The following is an 18,343-nucleotide window of genomic DNA, read 5'->3' on the forward strand; positions in this document are numbered from 1 at the left end:
ACGCGCGGTGCCCACAGCCGGAGAGTCCCACCATGAAGATCGTTTTCGATGCCGACGCCTGCGCGTGCCATGGCCAGTGTGCCAGCGCCGCGCCCGAGCTCTTTGCCTTTGACGACTTGGGGCACCTCAAGGTGCTGATCGAGGAGCCGCCCGAGGATCTGTGGGAGGCCGCCGAGGACGCTGCCGATGTCTGCCCGGTGCAGGCCATCACGCTGGTGCGCTGAGATCCCATGAGCGGCGACCGAGCGCAGATGCGTGCTCCGATGCGAGCTCCGATGCGAGCTCCGATGGAGGAGCGCAGCTTCGACGTGGTGGTGATGGGCAGCGGCGGAGGCGGCCTGCTGGCCGCGCTGACCGTCGCGCGCGCGGGCGGGTCCGTCTGCCTGGTGGAGAAGGCCTCCACCATCGGGGGCACCACGGCCGTGTCGGGCGGGGTCATCTGGGTCCCCGGAAACCACCGCATGGCCGAGGCCGGCGTGACGGACACGCGCGAGGCAGCGCTCACCTACATGACGCGCATCGCCGACGGTCGCGCCCCCCAGGCGCTGATCGAGCGCTACCTGGACGCCGCGCCCGAGATGGTGCGCTACGTGGAGGACGCCACCGAGGTCCGCTTCACGGCGATGCCCACCTATCCGGACTATCACCCCGAGTTCCCCGGGGGCAAAACGGGCGGCCGCTCGCTCGACAACGGCCTGTTCGACACCACCACGCTCGGAGAGTGGCAGCCGAAGCTGCGCAAGAACCCCATCACGGGGCGCATGCCCATCAGCATCCCGGAGGCCATGGGCTGGGGCGTGTTCTGGAACCCGTTCGGCGCGCCGTACCAAGAGGTCGCCGCGCGCGCCAAGGCGGGCATCGTGCACGGGGGCGCGGGGCTGTGCGGCAAGCTGCTGAAGGCGCTGTTGGCCGCCGGCGTGGAGCCGCTGCTGGAGACTCCGGGTGAGCGCCTGGTCGTCGAGGACGAGCGCGTGGTGGGGCTCGAGGTCACGCACGCGGGAGCGCCGCTGCGACTGATGGCGCGCCGTGGGGTCATCCTGGCCAGCGGTGGGTTCGAGTGGAGCGAGACGTACCGCAAGGCGTTCCTGCCGCTGGAGCTCACGCACCCCGTCAGCCCGCCGCAGAACACGGGCGACGGGCTGCGCATGGCCATGAGCGTCGGGGCCGAGCTGGGCAACATGGGCGAGGCCTGGTGGACGCCCGCCGTAGCGCTCCCGGGCGAGACGTACGACGGCGCGCCGCTCTACCGCAGCGAGTTCTCCGTGCGCTGCCTGCCGCACAGCGTGCTGGTCAACCGCAAGGGGCAGCGCTTCACCAACGAGTCGCACAACTACAACGACATGACCAAGCCGTACTTCCACCACGACCCGGTGGCGTACGACCGTCCGAACGTGCCGGCCTGGTTGATCGTGGACCAACAGTACCTGGACAAGTACGTGCTCATCACCGCGGTCAAGGGGCGCCCCCTGCCCGACTGGCTCGTGGTGGCCGACTCGCTCGCGGAGCTGGCCGAGAAGACCGGGGTGGACGCGGCTGGCCTGACCGCCACCATCGAGCGCTTCAACGGCTTCGCGCGGGCTGGTGTGGACCCGGACTTCCGGCGCGGGGAGAGCGCCTTCGACCAGTTCTACGGGGACCCGAGGCAGCGCGAACAGGGCGGCAACCCCAGCCTGGGCACGCTCGAGCGCGCGCCGTTCTACGCGGTGCAGCTGCACCCGGGGGCGATGGGCACCAAGGGCGGTCCGAAGACCGACGTGGACGGGCGGGTGCTGCGCGCCGAGGGCGGCGTGGTGCCGGGCCTCTACGCGGTCGGCAACGCGGCGGCGAGCGTCGCGGGGCCAGGCTACCCGGGCGCGGGCATGACCATCGGGGCGTCCATGACCTTCGGGTACCTCGCGGCCAAGCACGCTATGTTGCCCGCATGATTCGACGCTTCGACGCCGCCCTCGCGCGGCACCAGGACCGGGCCTACGCGCTGCTGCGCTTCGTGGCCGGGTTCATGTTCACGTTCCACGGCGTGCAGAAGATCTTCGGGCTGCTGACCGAGCGCCCCTCACCACCCGTCGGCTCCCAGCTGTGGGTGGGAGGGCTCATCGAGCTGGTGTGCGGAGCGCTGGTGGCCGTGGGCGCGTTCACCCGCCCCGCAGCGTTCCTCGCGAGCGGCACCATGGCCGTGGCCTACGCGCAGTTCCACTGGAGCTTCGCGTTCGACCAGAACTTCTTCCCCGTGGTGAACCGCGGAGAGCTGGCGGCGCTGTACGCGGTCGTGCTGCTGTACATCGCGTGTCGCGGGCCCGGGCATGTCTCGGTCGACGGGCTGCGCAAGCAGGCGGGCTGAGCACGCGGGCTTCGCCAGTCTCGAGACGTGACGCCCGGTGAGCGGGACGTCCTGTCCGAACCGATCGCCTGCTCGCGGGGCAGCGCCGCACCGGTGGGGCTTGCTCGCCTGCGCGGTCCTGAGGCTTGACGCACCGCGGTCCGGACCATAGCGTTTGGGCATGCGCGCTCGCGTCACCACCACGACCACCACCCCCTCGGGGTGTGCGGTCGTGCGCGCGAGCTAGCGTTTCTCACCACGACCCAACACCCCGCCGCTGGCCGGGGTGCCGTCGTGCGCGTCGCTCCGTCCATGTGGCCCGAAAGGACCGGAGCCCATGCTCGAAGCACACGATCACCGCAGCCTCGCCGAACGCCTCGACCTCTTCCACTTCGAGGACGACGCCCCCGCCATGGTCTACTGGCACCCCAACGGCTGGCTCATGTACCAGCAGCTGAAGCACGCCGTGCGCGAGAACCTGGCCGCGTCCGGGTATCGCGAGGTGTGCACGCCCCAGGTGCTCCGAAGACCCGTGTGGGAAGCGAGCGGTCACTGGCATCACTTCCGACAAGGCATGTTCCAGCTCGCGAGCGAGAACGAGGCGACGGCCGCCGCGCTCAAGCCGGTGAGCTGCCCGGGGCACGTGCAGATCGTGCGGCGCGCCCTGCCCTCCTACCGTGAGCTGCCGCTGCGCCTCGCGGAGTTCGGGGTGGTGCATCGCGACGAGCCGAGCGGCACGCTGCACGGCCTGCTGCGGCTGCGCCAGTTCACACAGGACGATGGCCACGTGTTCTGCACGCCGGCGCAGGCCCCCCACGAGGTGGCGCGCTTCCTCCGCTCGGTGGGCCCCTTCTACGCGGCGTTCGGCTTCGAGCGGATCTCGGTCGGGCTCTCGACGCGGCCGCCCGAGAGGTTCGGCGAGGACGCCCTGTGGGACGCGGCCGAAGCGGTGCTCGCGAACGTCTTGGACGAGCTGGGCATGCCCTACGTGCTCCAACCCGGAGAGGGCGCGTTCTACGGACCCAAGATCGAATTCGTCCTGACGGACCGCGCGGGGCGCCGTTGGCAGTGCGGGACGATCCAGTACGACTTCTCCATGCCTGAGCGCTTCGATCTCCGCTACGTCACGTCCGATGGCGCGCGTGTTGCGCCCGTCATGCTGCACCGCGCCCTGTTCGGCAGCCTGGAGCGCTTCTTGGGGATCCTGCTCGAGCACCATGGCCCGAACCTCCCGGCGTGGCTGGCCCCGACGCAGGTGCGCGTGCTCCCCGTGGCGGACGCTCACGCGCCCTACGCGCAAGCGCTCGTGGACCGCTTGCGTCGCGCAAAGCTGCGCGTCGACGTGGACGCGGACGACTCGGTCCCACGACGCGTGCTGCGTGCCCATGACGACGCCGTCCCGCACGTGCTGGTGGTCGGGTCGCGTGAGGTCGCGAGCGAGACGGTGTCCATTCGTCACGCCGGCGAGCAGCGTGTGTTACCCATCGTCGAGGCGGAGAGCGTGTTGGTGGTTGCCTGCGCGCGCCCCAAGTTCGATGTAGCAGCGGGGACACGCGGTGGAGGGCGTGAACCTCAGCGCACGCCCAGCGCGTGCTCCACGAAGGTGTAGAAGCGCACGTAGCGCGCGATGGTGTCGCTCAGCCTCCGGCCCGCGCCGTGCCCCTGCTCGCGCTCCATGTAGAACAGCACGGGGTTCTCCGACGTATTGCTCACCTGCAGGCGCGCGGCGAACTTCGTGCTGTGGCCCCAGTAGACGCGGCTGTCGTGGTCGGCGGTCTCGATCAGCGTGGCTGGCAGCGAAACACGCTCGGGGACGCGGTGGTACGGGCTGTAGGCGCGCAGCACGGCGAACCCCTCGGCCGTGTCGCTGCTCATGTACTCGGGCTCCCAGATCTCCGCGGGCGGAAAGTGCTGGTAGCGCAGCATGTCGTAGAGGCCCACGTACGACACCACGGCGCCCATGTAGTCGGGGACGCGCGTGAGCATCGCGCCCATCAGGAGGCCCCCGTTGCTCCCCCCCGTGATGGCGATGCGCGCTGGGCGGCTGATACCGCTCTCGCGCAGGTGGCGCAGGCACGCCTCGAAGTCTTCGAACACGCGCTCCTTGTTCTCGCGGCTGCCGGCGCGGTGCCAGTCCTCCCCCAGCTCACCGCCCCCTCGTAGGTTCGCCACCGCATAGACGCCCCCGCGCTCGAGCCAGTAGAGCAGGTTGCGCTGGAAGCCCGGCAGCAGGGACACGTTGAAGCCGCCGTAGCCGTACAAGATGGTCGGGTTCTCGCTGTTCCGCTGGAGCCCGCGACGGTAGAGGAGCTGGAGCGGCACCTGCGTCCCGTCGGCCGAGGTCACCTGCACCACCTCGAACACGAGGCTCGAAACGTCGACGTCGGCTGTGACGCGCACCGTGGCGCTGGGCTCGGCGGCCCCGTCGTCCAGGCTGAACAGGACGGGTGGCGTGCGGTACCCGCTGAACGAGAAGACGGCGTGGTGCCCCGCGCGGTCGCTGCTCAGCTCGCCCAGCTCGCCCCCGGCTGGCAGCGGGATGCGCGTGCGCGCGTCTGCGTTCGTGGTGAGGCCGCCGAGGTCGTCGTCGTTCACCAACGGCGCGCGCTCGAGGACGGTCTCGAGCCCGCGCGTGTACGCGAGCAGCAACGCGTCGCCGAGCTCCGCGAACGAGTCGAGCACGCCGTCCGACTCGGGCACGGTCACCGTCCAGCGCGCGCGGTCCGCGAGGGCTGACGTGCCGAGCATCAGGGGGGTGCTCAGCACGCGATAGCGCGGCGCGTCCCAGTTGCTGACGACCAGCACGTGCGCCCCGTGCACCAGCGCGGCGCTGCGGGCCGTCTCGCCGACCATCAGCGGCGTCACGTCCTCGGGGCGGTCGTCCGCGCCGCGCCGCGCGACCCACACGTCGTTCGCCGACCAGCCGCGCGAGATGGCGAGCACCAGGTGCTGTCCGTCGGCCTGCACGCTCACGCTGGGGAAGTGCGTGGGGTCGTCCGCCTCGAACACCAGCGGGTCCGTGGTGGGGTCGTCGCCCAACCGGTGGCGGTACGCTCGGGAGCCGTAGGTGTCCACGCGCGCGGGGTCGTCGTGAGGGAAGTCTGCCTCGTGCTCTGCGGGGTAGCGCGTGTAGTAGAAGCCGCTGTCGTCCCCCAGCCACGAGACGCGGCTCCACTTGGCGTGCGCGATGCTGTCGGGCAGCAGCTCACGCCGGGTGAGGTCCAGCACGCGTAGCGTCGAGCGCTCGTCCCCGTTCTGCGACACGCCGAACACCACGAAGCGGCCGCCCGGCGACAAGTACGTGTAGTCGATGGACGCGCGCTCCCCGAACGTCTCCGCCCGCAGCACGGCGTCCCCATCGGTCTGCCAACTCGGGGCGCGCGCGACGTAGTAGGCCCCCTGCTCCTCTGCTCCCGCGCGCCGGTAGTAGAACAGCGTGTCGCCCTCGAGCTGCGGCTCGCCCAGCGCGTCGATGGACAGCAGCTCCCGCAAGCGCTCCCGACGCTCGGGCCGTTCCAGAGGCGCCAACACCGCCCGCGTGTACGCGTTCTGCGCCTCCACCCAGCGCGTCGTCTCCGGGCTCTCCACCTCGAGCGATCGGAAGGGGTCCCGCACCGGCACCCCGTGCAGCTCCTCCACCACCTCCCCCGCGCGCGCCGCCTCGTTCAGCGCCGCCAACTCCGCCTGCTGCGGGCTCACGACAGGCCCCCGCCCACACCCGAGCGCAACCAGCACCGTGAGGACACCCACCCCGGGGAAACCCACCCGGACTCCGGGGACACCCACCCGGACTCCGGGGACACCCACCCGGACTCCGGGGACACCCACCCGGACTCCGGGGACACCCACCCGGGCTCCGGGGACACCCACCCGGACTCCGGGGACACCCACCCGAGCGGGTGGCGCCGCGTACGGCTGGGGTTCAAGCTCGCTGGCATGGCGCGCGCACTGATGATGATGGCTGGAGTGCATGGGTTCCTGGCGGTAGCGCTGGGCGCGTTCGGGGCGCACGGCCTGCGGTCGTCGATGGAGGCGCTCGAAGACGGCGCCAAGCGCCTCGAGTGGTGGGGCACCGCAGCGCAGTATCACCTGATCCACGCGCTGGCGATCGGCCTCGCCGCCGTGCTCGTGGCCCGCGCGCCTGGGCCAGGCGCCGTGGCGGGCGTCGCGTTCTCGGTTGGCTGCCTGCTGTTCTCCGGCAGCCTCTACACCATGACGCTGACAGGGGTCCGCGCGCTCGGAGCCGTCACGCCCCTCGGCGGCCTCGCCTTTCTGGTGGGCTGGGGCGCGGTCGCGCTGGCGGGCTGGCAGCTGAGCTGAGTTCGCTATACCTTGAGCGCCCCATGACGCACCCCTTCGACCCCATCGCGGCCGCCCAATACGTGAACTTCACCACGTTCCGAAAGAACGGTGAGCGCAAGGCCACGCCCATCTGGATCGCGGTCAGCGAAGGCCGCGCCTACATCTGGAGCCAGCGCAACACGTGGAAGATCAAGCGCGTCGCGGCGAACCCCGCGTGTGAGCTCACGCCGTGCAACGTCACGGGCTCGAAGAACACTGGCCCCACCGTGGCCGGCAAGGCACGCCTGTTGCAGCCAGGCGAGACCGCCGTCGCCAAGCACGCCTTCAAGAAGAAGTACGGCCTGAGCTTCATCGCGGGCGAGTTCTTCGGCCGCATCAAGCCCGGTTCGGACCACGTGTACGTGGAGATCACCCCCGCCTGAGCACGCGGGAGCGTGGACGTCAGGTGACCGGCGCCGGTCGGGTTCGCGGCCACGATGGAACTGCACATGTCCGACGCATCCGTCGTTGACAGCGTTCGCGCCCCCCTTATACTCCCGCTCCCGTTGCCGATGTAGCTCAGATGGCTAGAGCGGGCGTTTCATACGCGCTAGGTCAGTGGTTCGATTCCACTCATCGGCACCACCCAGACCCCTGCCCTTCGGGCGGGGGTTTTCTCTTTCGGCCCCGCGTGTTCCCCGTGGCCCCGCACGCGGCGAGGCACCACGCGTTAGTGCCCGCCTCCGCCCTTCACCCCCTTTGACGGGCGGGTCGACGTCGGTTCTCCTGCGTCAGATCAACACCACGTCCGAGACGTCCAACGCCTCCTGCGCGACCACGCTGCGCGTCTCCTCCTCGCGCTTGACCGCGACGTCGTACAGCTCCGTCAACAGCGTGGGGTGCTTGCGAATGGCCGCCTGGAAGCGGTCCCGCGTGAGCTCGAGCGCGATGGTGGTGTGGGTCGCGACCACCGTGGCCGTCGCGGGGCGACGCAACACCAGCGAGATCTCGCCGACCACGTCGCCCGGCCCGAGCTCGGCGAGCACGATGCTGTCCCCGTCCGAGTCCTGGCCCGTGACGCTGACCCCACCGCTGGCGATCAGGAACAGCCCGGCGGCCTCGTCGCCCTCGCTCAGCAACACCTCGCCGCGCTCGAACGTGCGTGTGCCGAAGAGATCCATGATCTCGTCTCGCTCGTCGACCCCGACGGCACCGAGGATGGCGCTCGAGCGCACCAGGTTGGCGAGCATGCGCGTTCGGCAGAATTCGCCCAGCTGCTCGCCGATGGCCGGTGTGTGCTCGGCCAGCTCCTCCAGCGTCTCCCGGCGGACGGCCAGTAGCTGAGAGGCCTCGATCGTGCGGACCAACGCAGCGCGTGGGGCATCGCTGACCAAGGCCATCTCCCCAAAGATCGCTCCGGGTCCGAGATGCGCCAGGGCCACGACCTCACCGTCCTCCTGGCGCGCCACCTCGAGTAAACCACGCACCACGACGTACGCCTCGGCGCCCTCCGTATTCTGCTCGATGACCTCTTCGCCCCGGGGCACGTCACGCAGCTCGAAAGCCTCGAGGAGCACCCGCAGCGCATCGGGAGCCAATGCCGAGAAGAGCGGGAGCTCGGGCACCTTGCCCGGTGGGACGGGGTCGGGCGCAGCCGCGACGTCCAACAAGATCTCCTCGGCAAGATCCAGCAACGCATCCCCAGACGCCGACAGCAAGTTGGGCGCGATGGTCTTGCGCGTCGGCAGCGGGGGCGGCGCCGGTGACACGTCGGCCAGCCGCTCGCTCCCTTGTCCGAACGCCGCCGCGATACGCTCGAATGCTTGCGCGGTGCCAGGTTCGCCTGCTTGGGCGTCGAGCGCGGCCGCGGTCGCGCCGGGCAGGTCGCCGCGGTTGACCAGCTGAACCACCAACCGCTGGTGCGCGCGGGCGGCCGCATCGCGACGCCCACGCTCCCCGAGGACACGAGCGGCGAGCGCGAGGGCGGAGAGGTCGAGGGGCTCGGCGCCCAGCGAGGCCAGGGCGGACCGCAGGGCCCCCTCGTCGTCACCAGAGAAGAGCACGGCGTAGGCGTTGGCCGAGTCGGCAGGGGAGGCTTGGCTCATGCCGCCGAACATACCAGACAACACGCGACATGGTTCAGTCGCTGTGGATGCCGGACAGCGCCACACGGGCGCGACGCAGCTCCTCCCGCAGGGTGAGCTCCTTCACGACCCCAACCGCCGCATTGCGACGGAGGAACGCGCCGAGGTGCACGCGCGCTTCGCGGATGTCGCCTACGTGGTACGCGATCATTCCGAGGAGAAAGCGACCGTATCCGTCGGCGTTTGGAGAGGCCCTGAGCGACTCGACCGTACGTCGGATGTTGCGCGCGGGCTTACCCGAGTCCAGGCGCACGTAGAGGGCGTGCGCGCGCAGCAACGCCCGGTCACGCTGGGCGCTGCGCATCGCCTTGGTGAGCGTGGCCAGCGCCCCGTCGGCGTCACCCATGTGATGCTGCACGGTGGCGAGCCCCCAGAGCTGGAAGCTTCGTCGTTCGACGGGTGCTGTGCGAGCCGCCCGACGCTGCATCAAGATCGCTTCATGGATCTCGCCCAGCGCGAACAGCGCGCGGCTGGCGTCGTGCCAGAGAATGTCCTCGAGGGGTCCGAGCCGGGCAGCCCGGATGGCGACGTCTGCTGCCTGACGTAGTTGACGAAGCTCGACGTGCGAGACGTAGAGCTGCCGCAGCAACAGGACCTTGGTATCTCCCGTGACGCTCGTGTGCTCGGCGAGCCCACGCTCGGCCGCCCGCTTGCGCAGCTCCGGTCCACGCGCACGGAGAGCGGCGAGCAGGGCTTGCTCCGGGGTGTCATCCGGAGGGGGCGCAGAGGGGCGGAGGGTCGGCATGGTTGATACGTGTGTCCACAAGTGTAGCACACCCGATGTCACGTGCAATTCAGCATTATTTTCGAGTAGATGCAGACCTTTATCCACAGCCACTCCACTTCCTGCGTGAGACCCTGTTGATGAACCCGGGAGCGCCCTTGGAGGTGAAAGCTCGCAGAGCGTCGAGCGCGCATCACTCGGGCACCTGCGCGAGCACGGCCACGACCCCGGGTGTCGCCAGGAACCGCGCCTTGGCGGTGTCCCCGCGGAGGTGGTCGACCTGGGTGTCGATCACGGTCCGCGCGGCGTGCCAAGCCGCGCGTGCGCGCTCCATGTCGCCCAGGCGCTCGAAGGCGCGCGCCAGCATGACGCGCGCCGTGGGGGGACGCTGCACCGATACCTTCGCGTCCAGACGGGCGACGGCCGCCTGCGCTGCCACGAGCGCGTCCTCGGCGGCTCCCCGCGACGCACGCAGCCATGCCAACAGGGCGAGGGCTTCCACCTCGAGGCTAACGAAGTCGTGTGCCAGGCAGAGCACCCGCGCCTCCTCGGCCGCCTCTTCAGCGCTTGCTGGAAAAGTGTCTGGGTTGGCCGCCCCTGCAGCGACCAGCGAGCGGGCCGTCAGGAGCCGCTCGCGGGCGGCCAGGTAGGGACCGTGAGCGGCGATGTGGACACGCAGCTGGTCGAGGACCACCGCGGCTCTCTCGACCTCGCCTCGCTGGAGGTGGAGCTCGACCATGGCGCACTGCGCTTCCTTCCGCGCGGGCGTGGTCTCGGCCGAGACCATCGCGCCCAGTACGTAGTGCGAGTGTGTGAGGAACTCCGCGGCCCGTTCGGCCTCCCCGAGGGTGTCGTAGTAGAGCGCGAGCAGGGCCAGCTTGCGACCTAGGCGCAACCGGTCGCCTGTCTCCCGATCGAAGCTGAGCGACGCGCGGGTTACCGCGACGGCGTCCTGGAAGCTCCCGACGCAGCTCAAGGCGTTGCCGAGGTGATCGAGCGCCAGCGCTTCATGTCGCTTGATCCCGAGTCGACGGAACACCACGGTGGCCTCTGCGTATGCCTCGAGGGCCTTGCGGGCGTGCCCGCCGCGTTCGAGCAAGATGCCCTTCTGGACCAGCACGAGCCCCCGGGCAGGCAGGAACTCCGGGAGCACCCCCGCACGCGACAGGGCCTCGTCACACAGGCGGAGAGCGCGCGCCGAGGCGCCTCGGTCACGGGCGACCTCTGCCAGCATGCGCACAGTATCGATCTCGGCACCGCGGTCACCTTCCGCCACGGCTCGCGACCGAGCGTGCTCGAGGTCCCGCTCGGCGCGCTCCAGCTCTCCGTGGTCGATCTCGAAGCGCGCGCGCCGGTTCAGCGCGAAGGCCCGGAGGGTCTTGGGCACGTCAGGGGACAACGAGAGGCGGTCCAACGCGTCGAGCTCCCGCCGCTGCTCGTCACGCTGCCCGAGGAAGCGCAGGATCCGCTCGCGACCCGCGTGTGCAGCGAACTGCCCCTCGGGGTCGTCCGCGAAGAGCGCCAGGGCCCGCGCATAGAGACCTAGCGCGCTGGCGTTCGCGAAGACGGCGCTGGCGAGCTCTGCGGCCTCGAGGTACGCGTGAGCCGCGGCGCCTGGCTGCCCGGCGTGCTCCAGGTGATGTGCGATGCGGGCCGCCGGGGCGTCGGGCACCGACTGGAAGTAGTCGGCCACGTGACGGTGCATGCGTCGACGGTCCTCGGGTTCGGCGCCTTCGTAGGCCACCTGACGCACCACGCCGCTGGCAAAGGACAGGGTACCGTTCGGGCGACGCACCAAGAAGCCACGCTCGAGCAGCTCTTGAATGGCGCCCTGGACGTCGCTGCCTGCGATCACCACCAGCTGCCGCTCTTCCAGCCCTGCCCCAGCCACCGCCAGCCAACGCAGGGCGCGGCGCGTCGACTCCTCCAGCTCGTCCAGCCGGGCCGCCACCACCCCCTCGAGGGAGCTGGGCAGCGAGATCGGGATCGCGGAATCTCGGATGACACATGCGCGTCCACGAGTATCATCCACGACTCTCACGACACCGCGCTCCAGCAGGGCGTCCGACAGCTCCTGAATGTGGAACGGGTTGCCGCCCGCCCGTTCGACGATCGCGTGCAAGACGTCGGGGGGCACGTCGGCGCCGCGGAAACAGCGACGGACGATCTCGTCGCGCTCGTCCCCCTCGAGCTCGCTCAGCTCGATCACGGGCACACCGCGCAGGGCCGCTGCGGTGCGCGCTTCGGGGCGCGTGGCCATGAGGATGAGCACCGGGCTGTGGTGGACGCCTTGGCTCATGGTGCGCAGCAAGTCGAGCGACGCGCTGTCCGCCCACTGCAACGAGTCCAGCCAGACCACGATGGGCCCGCCCTTCGCGAGGTGCCGAAGCAGCAGCTCGATGGCGTGTACGACCTCGCGCGTGCGCTCTTCGTGGCTGCTCTCGAGGGCGCGCTCATCGGCGCTGCCGAGCAGCGTGAGCACACCGCGTTCGATCAGGTCGCGGCGGTCTCGGTCGATCACCACGGCCTGCAGGGCGGCGCGGATCTGTTCTCGCACCTGAGAGACCGGCGCGTCGTCCGAGACGAAGAAGATGTCGCGGATCAGGGTAGCCAGGCTCGAGAAGGGGACGTCGCTGGTACCGAAGCCACACTCCGTCGAGAGGATGCCCGGCATGGGGTCGAGGGAGTCGAGCGCGGCCGAGACGAGCGCCGACTTTCCAACGCCCAGCTCGCCCACCACGGCAGCGAAGACCGCGCGCCCGGTGGCCTCGGCTTCCCGATACAGCCCCCGGATGGTCTCCTGCTCGGCGACCCGCCCCACCAACCCCTCGGAGCCGAGGCTGTGGCGCGTGTCCACCGCCCGCTCCTCGCGGGATCGCGCGCCGAGCGCCCGATAGGCCCGGGTGCGCGTGCCGTCCTCTACGACGATGTCCTCGAACTCGCTCTCGTTCACCCGGAAGTCACGCCGAACCAGCCGGAACACGTCACTCGTGATACGCACGGAGCCCGCGTTGCCCTCGTTCGCCAGCCGCTCGGCGACGGCCAACGCCGCTTCGACTGGCGCATAGCGAAGCAGACGTCCCGCTCCGTCGCGCACCGTGGTGACGATCCCGGACGACACCGCGAGTGAGGCGGTGATGGGCGCAAAGAGGTCTGCCGAGAGACCGTGCAGCGCCTCCACCACGTCGAACGCGAGCGAGACTCCACGCAGCGCGTCCTGAGGGGTCGTGCGGCCGAGGCCGATCACATATCGAAAATGAGACTTCTCGGCGCCATCCTCCCACGAGAGCACGGCGTCGTTTTTGTAGGCCAGGTCGGCCAGGATCCGCGCGGCCGCGTGGTCCACGCTCGGCAGCTGGCCGGGATCGGTGAGGGCGCTCCCGTCCCGCACGCGCCCAGCCACCACCACCACCCGGCGTCGCTCACGCAGCTCGCGCTCCATGGCGAGCGAGCCCGCGTTCACCGTGAATCCCGCGAAGGTCATCGCGTCGCGCACGCGAGGGTCCTCCACGCTGGCGTGCGCGCGCGGGACGAGGCGCAGGAGGTGCTGCTCGAGGGCCTCGGCGTCCCACAGTACGGGCGACCCGTGCAGGAACTGCGCAAGCGAGCTGCCCAGAGAGCGGGCGGTCTGGAAGCGCTGCTCGGGGTCCGGGTGCAGGGCCCGCCGCACGATGCGGTCCAGCGCCTCGGGCACGGCCGCGTCCACGTCGCGTGGGAAGGTCACGCGCCCCTCACGTGCTGGCTCGAGGGCCTCGACGCCCTGCAGGCCCGGGTACATCGGGCGCCCCATCAGCAGCTCCGCCAGCAGCACGCCCAGGGAGTACACATCGCTGCGACGGTCCACGGGCAGCCCCTTCGCCTGCTCCGGCGACATGTAGCTGAATTTGCCTTTGATGACGCCGTCGTCCTCGGACACCAGCTTGGCCTTCGCGATGCCGAAGTCCGCGACCTTGACGATGCCGTCGTAGCCCAAGAGGACGTTCTGCGGGGACACGTCGCGGTGGACGATGTCCATGGACTCGCCCACGCTGTCGCGTCGCTTGTGCGCGTAGTCGAGCCCCTTGGTCACCTCGTGGACGATGTAGGCGGACAATCCGTACGGCAGCTTCTCCCCGGCGCGCTTGGCGGCCGCGCTGAGGCGCCCCAGGTCGATGCCATCCACGAACTCCATCGCCAGGAGGAACTCCCCCTCCACTCGGTCGAAGGTGTAGACCTGCACGATGTTCGGGTGGTTGAGGCGCGTGGCGACCTTGGCCTCGTCGACGAACATGCTCAGGAAGTGCTCGTTGCGGGCGAACTGCGGGAGCACGCGCTTGACCACCAGGACCTTCTCGATGCCCTCGGCGCCCGTGGTCTTGGCCAGGAACACCTCGGCCATGCCGCCCTTGCCCAGGCGACGCAGCACGCGGTAGCGGCCGAGGGACACGGGCGGCGGAGCGTTCGAGGTCACGGCGGCGGGATGATAGGCCCGCCGTGCACCCGGGATCAATCTCGGTGGCCCGACGGGCGCTCCACGGTCGTCGGAGGAGCCCAGCGCGGGACCCTGCTGGCCATCCAGATCCGCGCCCTAGCGAGCGGTCGACGCGGCGCTCGCCGGCTCGCGGGTGAGCGCGCCCCCTTCGAGGCGCATCACGAGCCGCCGCGTGTCGCGGTCCAGGTGCACCGTCTCGCGCAGGATACGCTCGCCGTCCGTGCCGAGCCCCAGCACCACCACCAGCGTCGCGTCGGTCGGGCGCAGCTCCTCGCGCTCGTCGCGCGCGAAGGCGAGCCGCAGGGCACCCTCGTCGAGGTCCGCCAGGGTCAGGGCGTGGATGCCGTGAGTTTGCCCGTTCAACTGGACGGGCTCGAAGCGCTCGGGCGCGTCGGGGTAGGCCACGGTCATCTGCAGCACGTCGTCCGGGTGGGCCCACGTGAGCGCGGCGAAGAGCGCCGGGGGCGAGCGCAGCGCCCCCGAGTGACGCTGCCGGCGGAGCACCGCCGCGTCGAGGGCCGGGTCGTTGGCCTCCGCGCGGAGGAGCGCGAGGCGCACCCGGGTCCAGGCCTGAGCCACCGCCGCGGCCCCCTCGTCAGCGGCTCCATCGGCCGCCTCGGCCACGCGCTGCTCGAGCCGCAGGGCCTCGTCGACGCGTCCGGCGTCGGCGGCTGCGCGCGCCAGCAGCAAGAAGACCTCCTCGTCCCCCTGACGCAGCTGGGCCAGGGCGCGGTACTCGCGGTAGGCGTCGTCGGGCCACGCGTGAGCGCGGTAGAGGTCCCCGAGCCGTCGGCGCGCCCATGGGTCGAGGGGCGCGCGCTCGACGATCTCGCTGAACACGCGGCGGGCCTCGTCGGGACGCTCCTGCCGCAGCCAGAACTCGCCCACGGCGGTGCGCACGGCGGCGTCCGCGAGGGGGTCGGCCCGCAACGCCCAGGCCAGGCGCCGCGCCTCGGGCAGGTTGTTGGTCTCCTCCAGGAGCTGGAGCAGGCGCAGCCGCAGGTCGAGCTCGTCCGGGGCGATCTCCAGCCAGCGCCGCACCAGGCGCAGCTTGGCGGCGGGGCTCCCCGCGCGTCGGTAGAGACGGTCGAAGACGCTCCAGTCGATGTTCTGGTCGTCGAGCCCCAGCAGCCGACGGGCCAGCTCCACCTCGCGGGCGCTGCCGAGCGAGCGCAGCACCACGGCGCGCAGGTAGCTTCCCGCAGCGCTGTTGGCCGAGAACGCCGCCGCGAGCTGCACGCGCTGCGCGCCGACGTGGGCGAGCATCATGTCGAGCAGCACGCGGCGCGCGCGGAAGTCGCCGAGCTCGCACTGGCCGAGGGCCTCCCGATAAACGGAGAGCGCTCCACCCACGCCGCCGCTGGCCGCGAGCCGCTCGCGCCACAGGTTGCGGCGCACCGCGAGGTCCTGGCGCGACGCGTCGCTGCAGGTGCGGCGCGTGCCGATGGCGCGGTCGGGTGCGTTGAACACGTAGGTGTGCTCGACGCGGATGGTGCGGCCCTCGGTGTTGGGGAAGCGCAGCCCCCGGACCTCCTGCACCACGCACAGGTCCACGTCGGATTCGTCCAGCGTGGAGCGCACCAGCGTGGCGCTCTCGACCGCGCCCGTGCCGTCGACCGACACCGCGACCGTCACGGACCCCTCGAGGTCCGGGCGCACCAGCAGCTTGCGCTCGTAACACGCGTTGGGTCCCCGGGCGCCCTGCCGCAGCACGCGTCCGACCGCGGCCTGCGCATAGCCCCCATCCGTCGTTGGAGCCGGCTCGGCCTCGCCTGCGCTGGCGCCGCTCGACACGCGCGGCACCCAGGTGCGCTCCGCAGCCTGCGTCTCCACCACGGGCGAGGCAGCCGCAGCGCGTCGACGCCAGCCTGCGTCCTCGGCGTGGACGGACGGACCGCGTCCCCCCAAGTGCCAGCTGAACTCGAGGGGGTTGAGATCGAAGTCCTGCACCAAGCCGAAGGTGTGCCCCTTGCCTCCCCCCACGACCAGCGCGTTCCACGGCGTGAGCAGGTCGTAGGTGAGCCCGATGGCCACGAGAGCCTCGCGGCCCGCGTTCTCGTCCAGCAGCTCGTCCAGGCGCGCGCTGGCCCAGCGGCGCCGGATGTCGGGCGCGGTGACGCTGCTGGCGCTCAGCTCGAGCGTCTGGTCGAACTCCACGCCGTCCCGCGCGCCCCGGACGCGAACGGTCGTGGGCACGTCGTCCACCAAGCGTCCGAAGAGGCGCAAACGTCCGCTGTCGGGCACGGTCAAGCGCCCCCGCGGGTAGACACGCTCCACGCCTTCGCCCAGGTCGACCTCGACCCCGCGCAGCATCGGGCGCGCCGCGTCGGTGAGGGTGGCGAGCACGGCGCCCGCCAGGTCTTCCCGGGCGTGGACGGTGCGCGCCGACGAGGTCCCCATCACCGCGCGCAGCAGGTCGATGTTCGCGTCGTCTCCGAGGCCGAGCGCAAAGAAGCGCGGCGCGCGCGGCAGGCTATCCAGCGCTGCGCGGATGCTGGTCGCGTCGAGCGCACCTGTCGTCGGGCGTCCGTCGCCCAGGTAGAGCACGGCCGCACGGGGTGCACCCTCGAGCGCGCCCGCCGCGCCACGCAGCATGGTGCCGAGGTCGGTCGCCCCGCCCAGCTGCGCCGTGCCCAGCGCCGAAAGCAGGCGCTCGCCGTGCTCGGAGCTGGCCTCGGCGAGGCCGCCCGCGTCGCCCTCGGGCGCGCGCGTCACCAGGTCCCCGAAGCGCAGCGCCACGCGGTCGGTGGGCGCCAGCTGCTGCAGCACGTGCTCCACCACCCCGCGGGCCAGCTCCAGCTCCTCTGGCTCGGTGCCCCCCGAGGTGTCCACCAGCAGCACGAGGGACAGCGGCACCTCCTCGCCCGTCGGAGCCAGGTCGTGCGTGGGGATGTCCACGGCGACGAAGGTCTCGTCGGGCATGCGCTCCCCCGTGAGCGGGTCGAGCTCACCGGTCTGCGCCCGGTAGGTGTAGATGTGGGGAGCCTGCGCCACCTCCGTGGTCTCGGCCGGGTCCATGATGTCGAGCGTGAAGTCCGCACGTGGGCGGAAGTCGCTGCGGCGCAGGACCACGCGCCCCCCCTCGGTGAGCGCGCCCATCCCGGCGCGGGTCGTCGCCCCGCTCGACGCCCCCAGGTCGACCGCCAGGTGCAGCTCGCCCACCAGCGGGGGCTCGCCGCTCGCGCGCATCGGATACACGTACGTGCGCGTCCCGCCGGTGCGCATGAGCCACTGCGTGTAGGCCACCTTCACCCGCACGACCTCGCCCGGCGAGACTGGGTAGACGCGCGCGCGGACGCGCTGGGGACCGTCGTAGGAGAGTCGCGCGGACGCCATGTGGGGCGGCACATAGGGGAGCGTGTAGCCGTCGCCCATCGGCAGCTGCTCGACCGCCGAGGCCACGAAGCCCGCGCCCTGATCCACCTCGAAGCCCTCGACCACCGCCCCCTCGGGCAGGCGCAGACGGTACTCGGCCTCGAGCGCGTCGTCGTATCCGTTGAAGAACGTCTGCACGACCTCGGTGCGGGCCAGCTCGCCATCGAGCGAGACCTGGACCTCGTGCGAGCGCATGCTCAGGGGTCGGCGAGCGACCCCGCGCTCGTCGAGACGGCGGCCCGCGAGCTGCCCGATGTAGCCTGCCTCGGGCGGCGGACGCGGGCTCGGGTCGGCGAGGCCGCCTGTCCAGTCGTCCCAGAGCGCGGCAGGGGCGACCTCGGCAGCGCTCGCGGTCAACACCAGCGTCTCGCCTTGGGCGATGCGTCCCTCTCCGCCCGACGCGCGGTACACGACCTCGCCGCTGGCGCAGTACACCTCGGTGCGCTCGGCGGTGACCTGCACAGCCATCGCGCCGTTCTGCACGCTGACGGTGCCGCTCGGGGACTCGACGTCGAGCCCCTGATCGACGCGCGCGTCGACGAAGACGCGCCCCGACAGGACGTTCACCCCGCCGAGGGTCACGCTCATGCGCGTGCCGCGGTCGAGCAGGAACCACGGGCCTGCGTCGTGGGTGAAGGTGGCGCGTGCGCCCTCGGGGGTCGCCAACGTCGCCCCCGTCTCGACACGCGCCGGGGCACGCGCCGTGGTGTCGTGCCCCTCACGGCTCAGGGTGACTGCACCTCGCACGGGCTCCACGAGACCCACCGTCGCGGCGGGGGGCGGCGCGCTCCCACCACACGCAGCGAGCACGGCGACCAGGGTGAGCGAGAGGCGCGCGGGCGCGGCGGTGCGGCGGCGGGACTTGGGCACGGACTGCAGCATGACGTGGGGGTGTTCTGGTGCGGGATGGAACGCAGAGGACGCGCGGGCGGCGCCGAGGGTCGGTGCCGAGCGCAGACGGCGCTCGGGGCGGGTGCGGCTCATGGTCAGCGCTTCGTTCGGGCGGTGCTGGGCGCGGGTGCGGTTCATGG

11 protein-coding genes and 1 tRNA gene are annotated in these 18,343 nt (G+C 71.3%); 7 read left to right on the forward strand and 5 right to left on the reverse strand.

Annotated features, from left to right (window positions below):
• Positions 1 to 32 precede the first annotated feature (32 nt).
• The 4 genes from H6726_01250 (at position 33) to thrS (ending at position 3,926) form a co-directional block, all read left to right on the forward strand.
• Entirely contained in the window at positions 33 to 224 is a 192-nt protein-coding gene (locus H6726_01250; GenBank protein MCB9656247.1) for a ferredoxin, read from the forward strand.
• A gap of 51 nt (positions 225 to 275) precedes the next feature.
• A complete protein-coding gene (locus H6726_01255; protein MCB9656248.1) occupies positions 276 to 1,925 on the forward strand; it encodes an FAD-dependent oxidoreductase in 1,650 nt (549 codons plus the stop codon).
• Entirely contained in the window at positions 1,922 to 2,338 is a 417-nt protein-coding gene (locus H6726_01260) for a DoxX family protein (protein MCB9656249.1), read from the forward strand. The genes H6726_01255 and H6726_01260 overlap by 4 nt, the downstream gene beginning before the upstream one ends.
• Positions 2,339 to 2,654: 316 nt before the next feature.
• A complete protein-coding gene (thrS, locus tag H6726_01265; protein MCB9656250.1) occupies positions 2,655 to 3,926 on the forward strand; it encodes a threonine--tRNA ligase in 1,272 nt (423 codons plus the stop codon).
• Here thrS and H6726_01270 read toward each other — a convergent pair.
• Positions 3,890 to 6,082, reverse strand: coding sequence for a S9 family peptidase (locus H6726_01270; protein ID MCB9656251.1), 2,193 nt, complete (start codon positions 6,080 to 6,082; stop codon positions 3,890 to 3,892). The two genes, thrS and H6726_01270, sit on opposite strands and share 37 nt — an antisense overlap.
• 171 nt (positions 6,083 to 6,253) lie before the next feature.
• Here H6726_01270 and H6726_01275 point away from each other — a divergent pair, with 171 nt between their 5' ends.
• The 3 genes from H6726_01275 to H6726_01285 all read left to right on the forward strand — a co-directional run bounded on the left by H6726_01275 (position 6,254) and on the right by H6726_01285 (position 7,243).
• Positions 6,254 to 6,637: a DUF423 domain-containing protein gene (locus tag H6726_01275; protein MCB9656252.1), complete on the forward strand. Its 384-nt coding sequence runs from the start codon at positions 6,254 to 6,256 to the stop codon at positions 6,635 to 6,637.
• A gap of 23 nt (positions 6,638 to 6,660) precedes the next feature.
• Entirely contained in the window at positions 6,661 to 7,041 is a 381-nt protein-coding gene (locus H6726_01280; protein ID MCB9656253.1) for a PPOX class F420-dependent oxidoreductase, read from the forward strand.
• A 125-nt stretch (positions 7,042 to 7,166) separates the two neighbouring features.
• Positions 7,167 to 7,243, forward strand: a tRNA-Met gene (locus tag H6726_01285).
• 146 nt (positions 7,244 to 7,389) lie between these two features.
• On the opposite strand, the gene H6726_01290 is transcribed toward H6726_01285, so the two are convergent.
• From H6726_01290 to H6726_01305, 4 genes are all read right to left on the reverse strand, one after another.
• Complete coding sequence (locus H6726_01290) at positions 7,390 to 8,703, reverse strand: cyclic nucleotide-binding domain-containing protein (GenBank protein ID MCB9656254.1); 1,314 nt, start codon at positions 8,701 to 8,703, stop codon at positions 7,390 to 7,392.
• A gap of 34 nt (positions 8,704 to 8,737) precedes the next feature.
• On the reverse strand, positions 8,738 to 9,487 hold the full coding sequence (locus H6726_01295; GenBank protein ID MCB9656255.1) for a hypothetical protein: 750 nt from the start codon (positions 9,485 to 9,487) through the stop codon (positions 8,738 to 8,740).
• 172 nt (positions 9,488 to 9,659) lie between these two features.
• A complete protein-coding gene (locus H6726_01300) occupies positions 9,660 to 13,916 on the reverse strand; it encodes a protein kinase (GenBank protein ID MCB9656256.1) in 4,257 nt (1,418 codons plus the stop codon).
• 117 nt (positions 13,917 to 14,033) lie between these two features.
• A complete protein-coding gene (locus H6726_01305) occupies positions 14,034 to 18,341 on the reverse strand; it encodes an AgmX/PglI C-terminal domain-containing protein (protein ID MCB9656257.1) in 4,308 nt (1,435 codons plus the stop codon).
• Positions 18,342 to 18,343 lie beyond the last annotated feature (2 nt).

The sequence above is a fragment of the Sandaracinaceae bacterium genome (assembly GCA_020633055.1).
Lineage (GTDB): Bacteria > Myxococcota_A > Polyangia > Polyangiales > Houyiibacteriaceae > JADJJE01.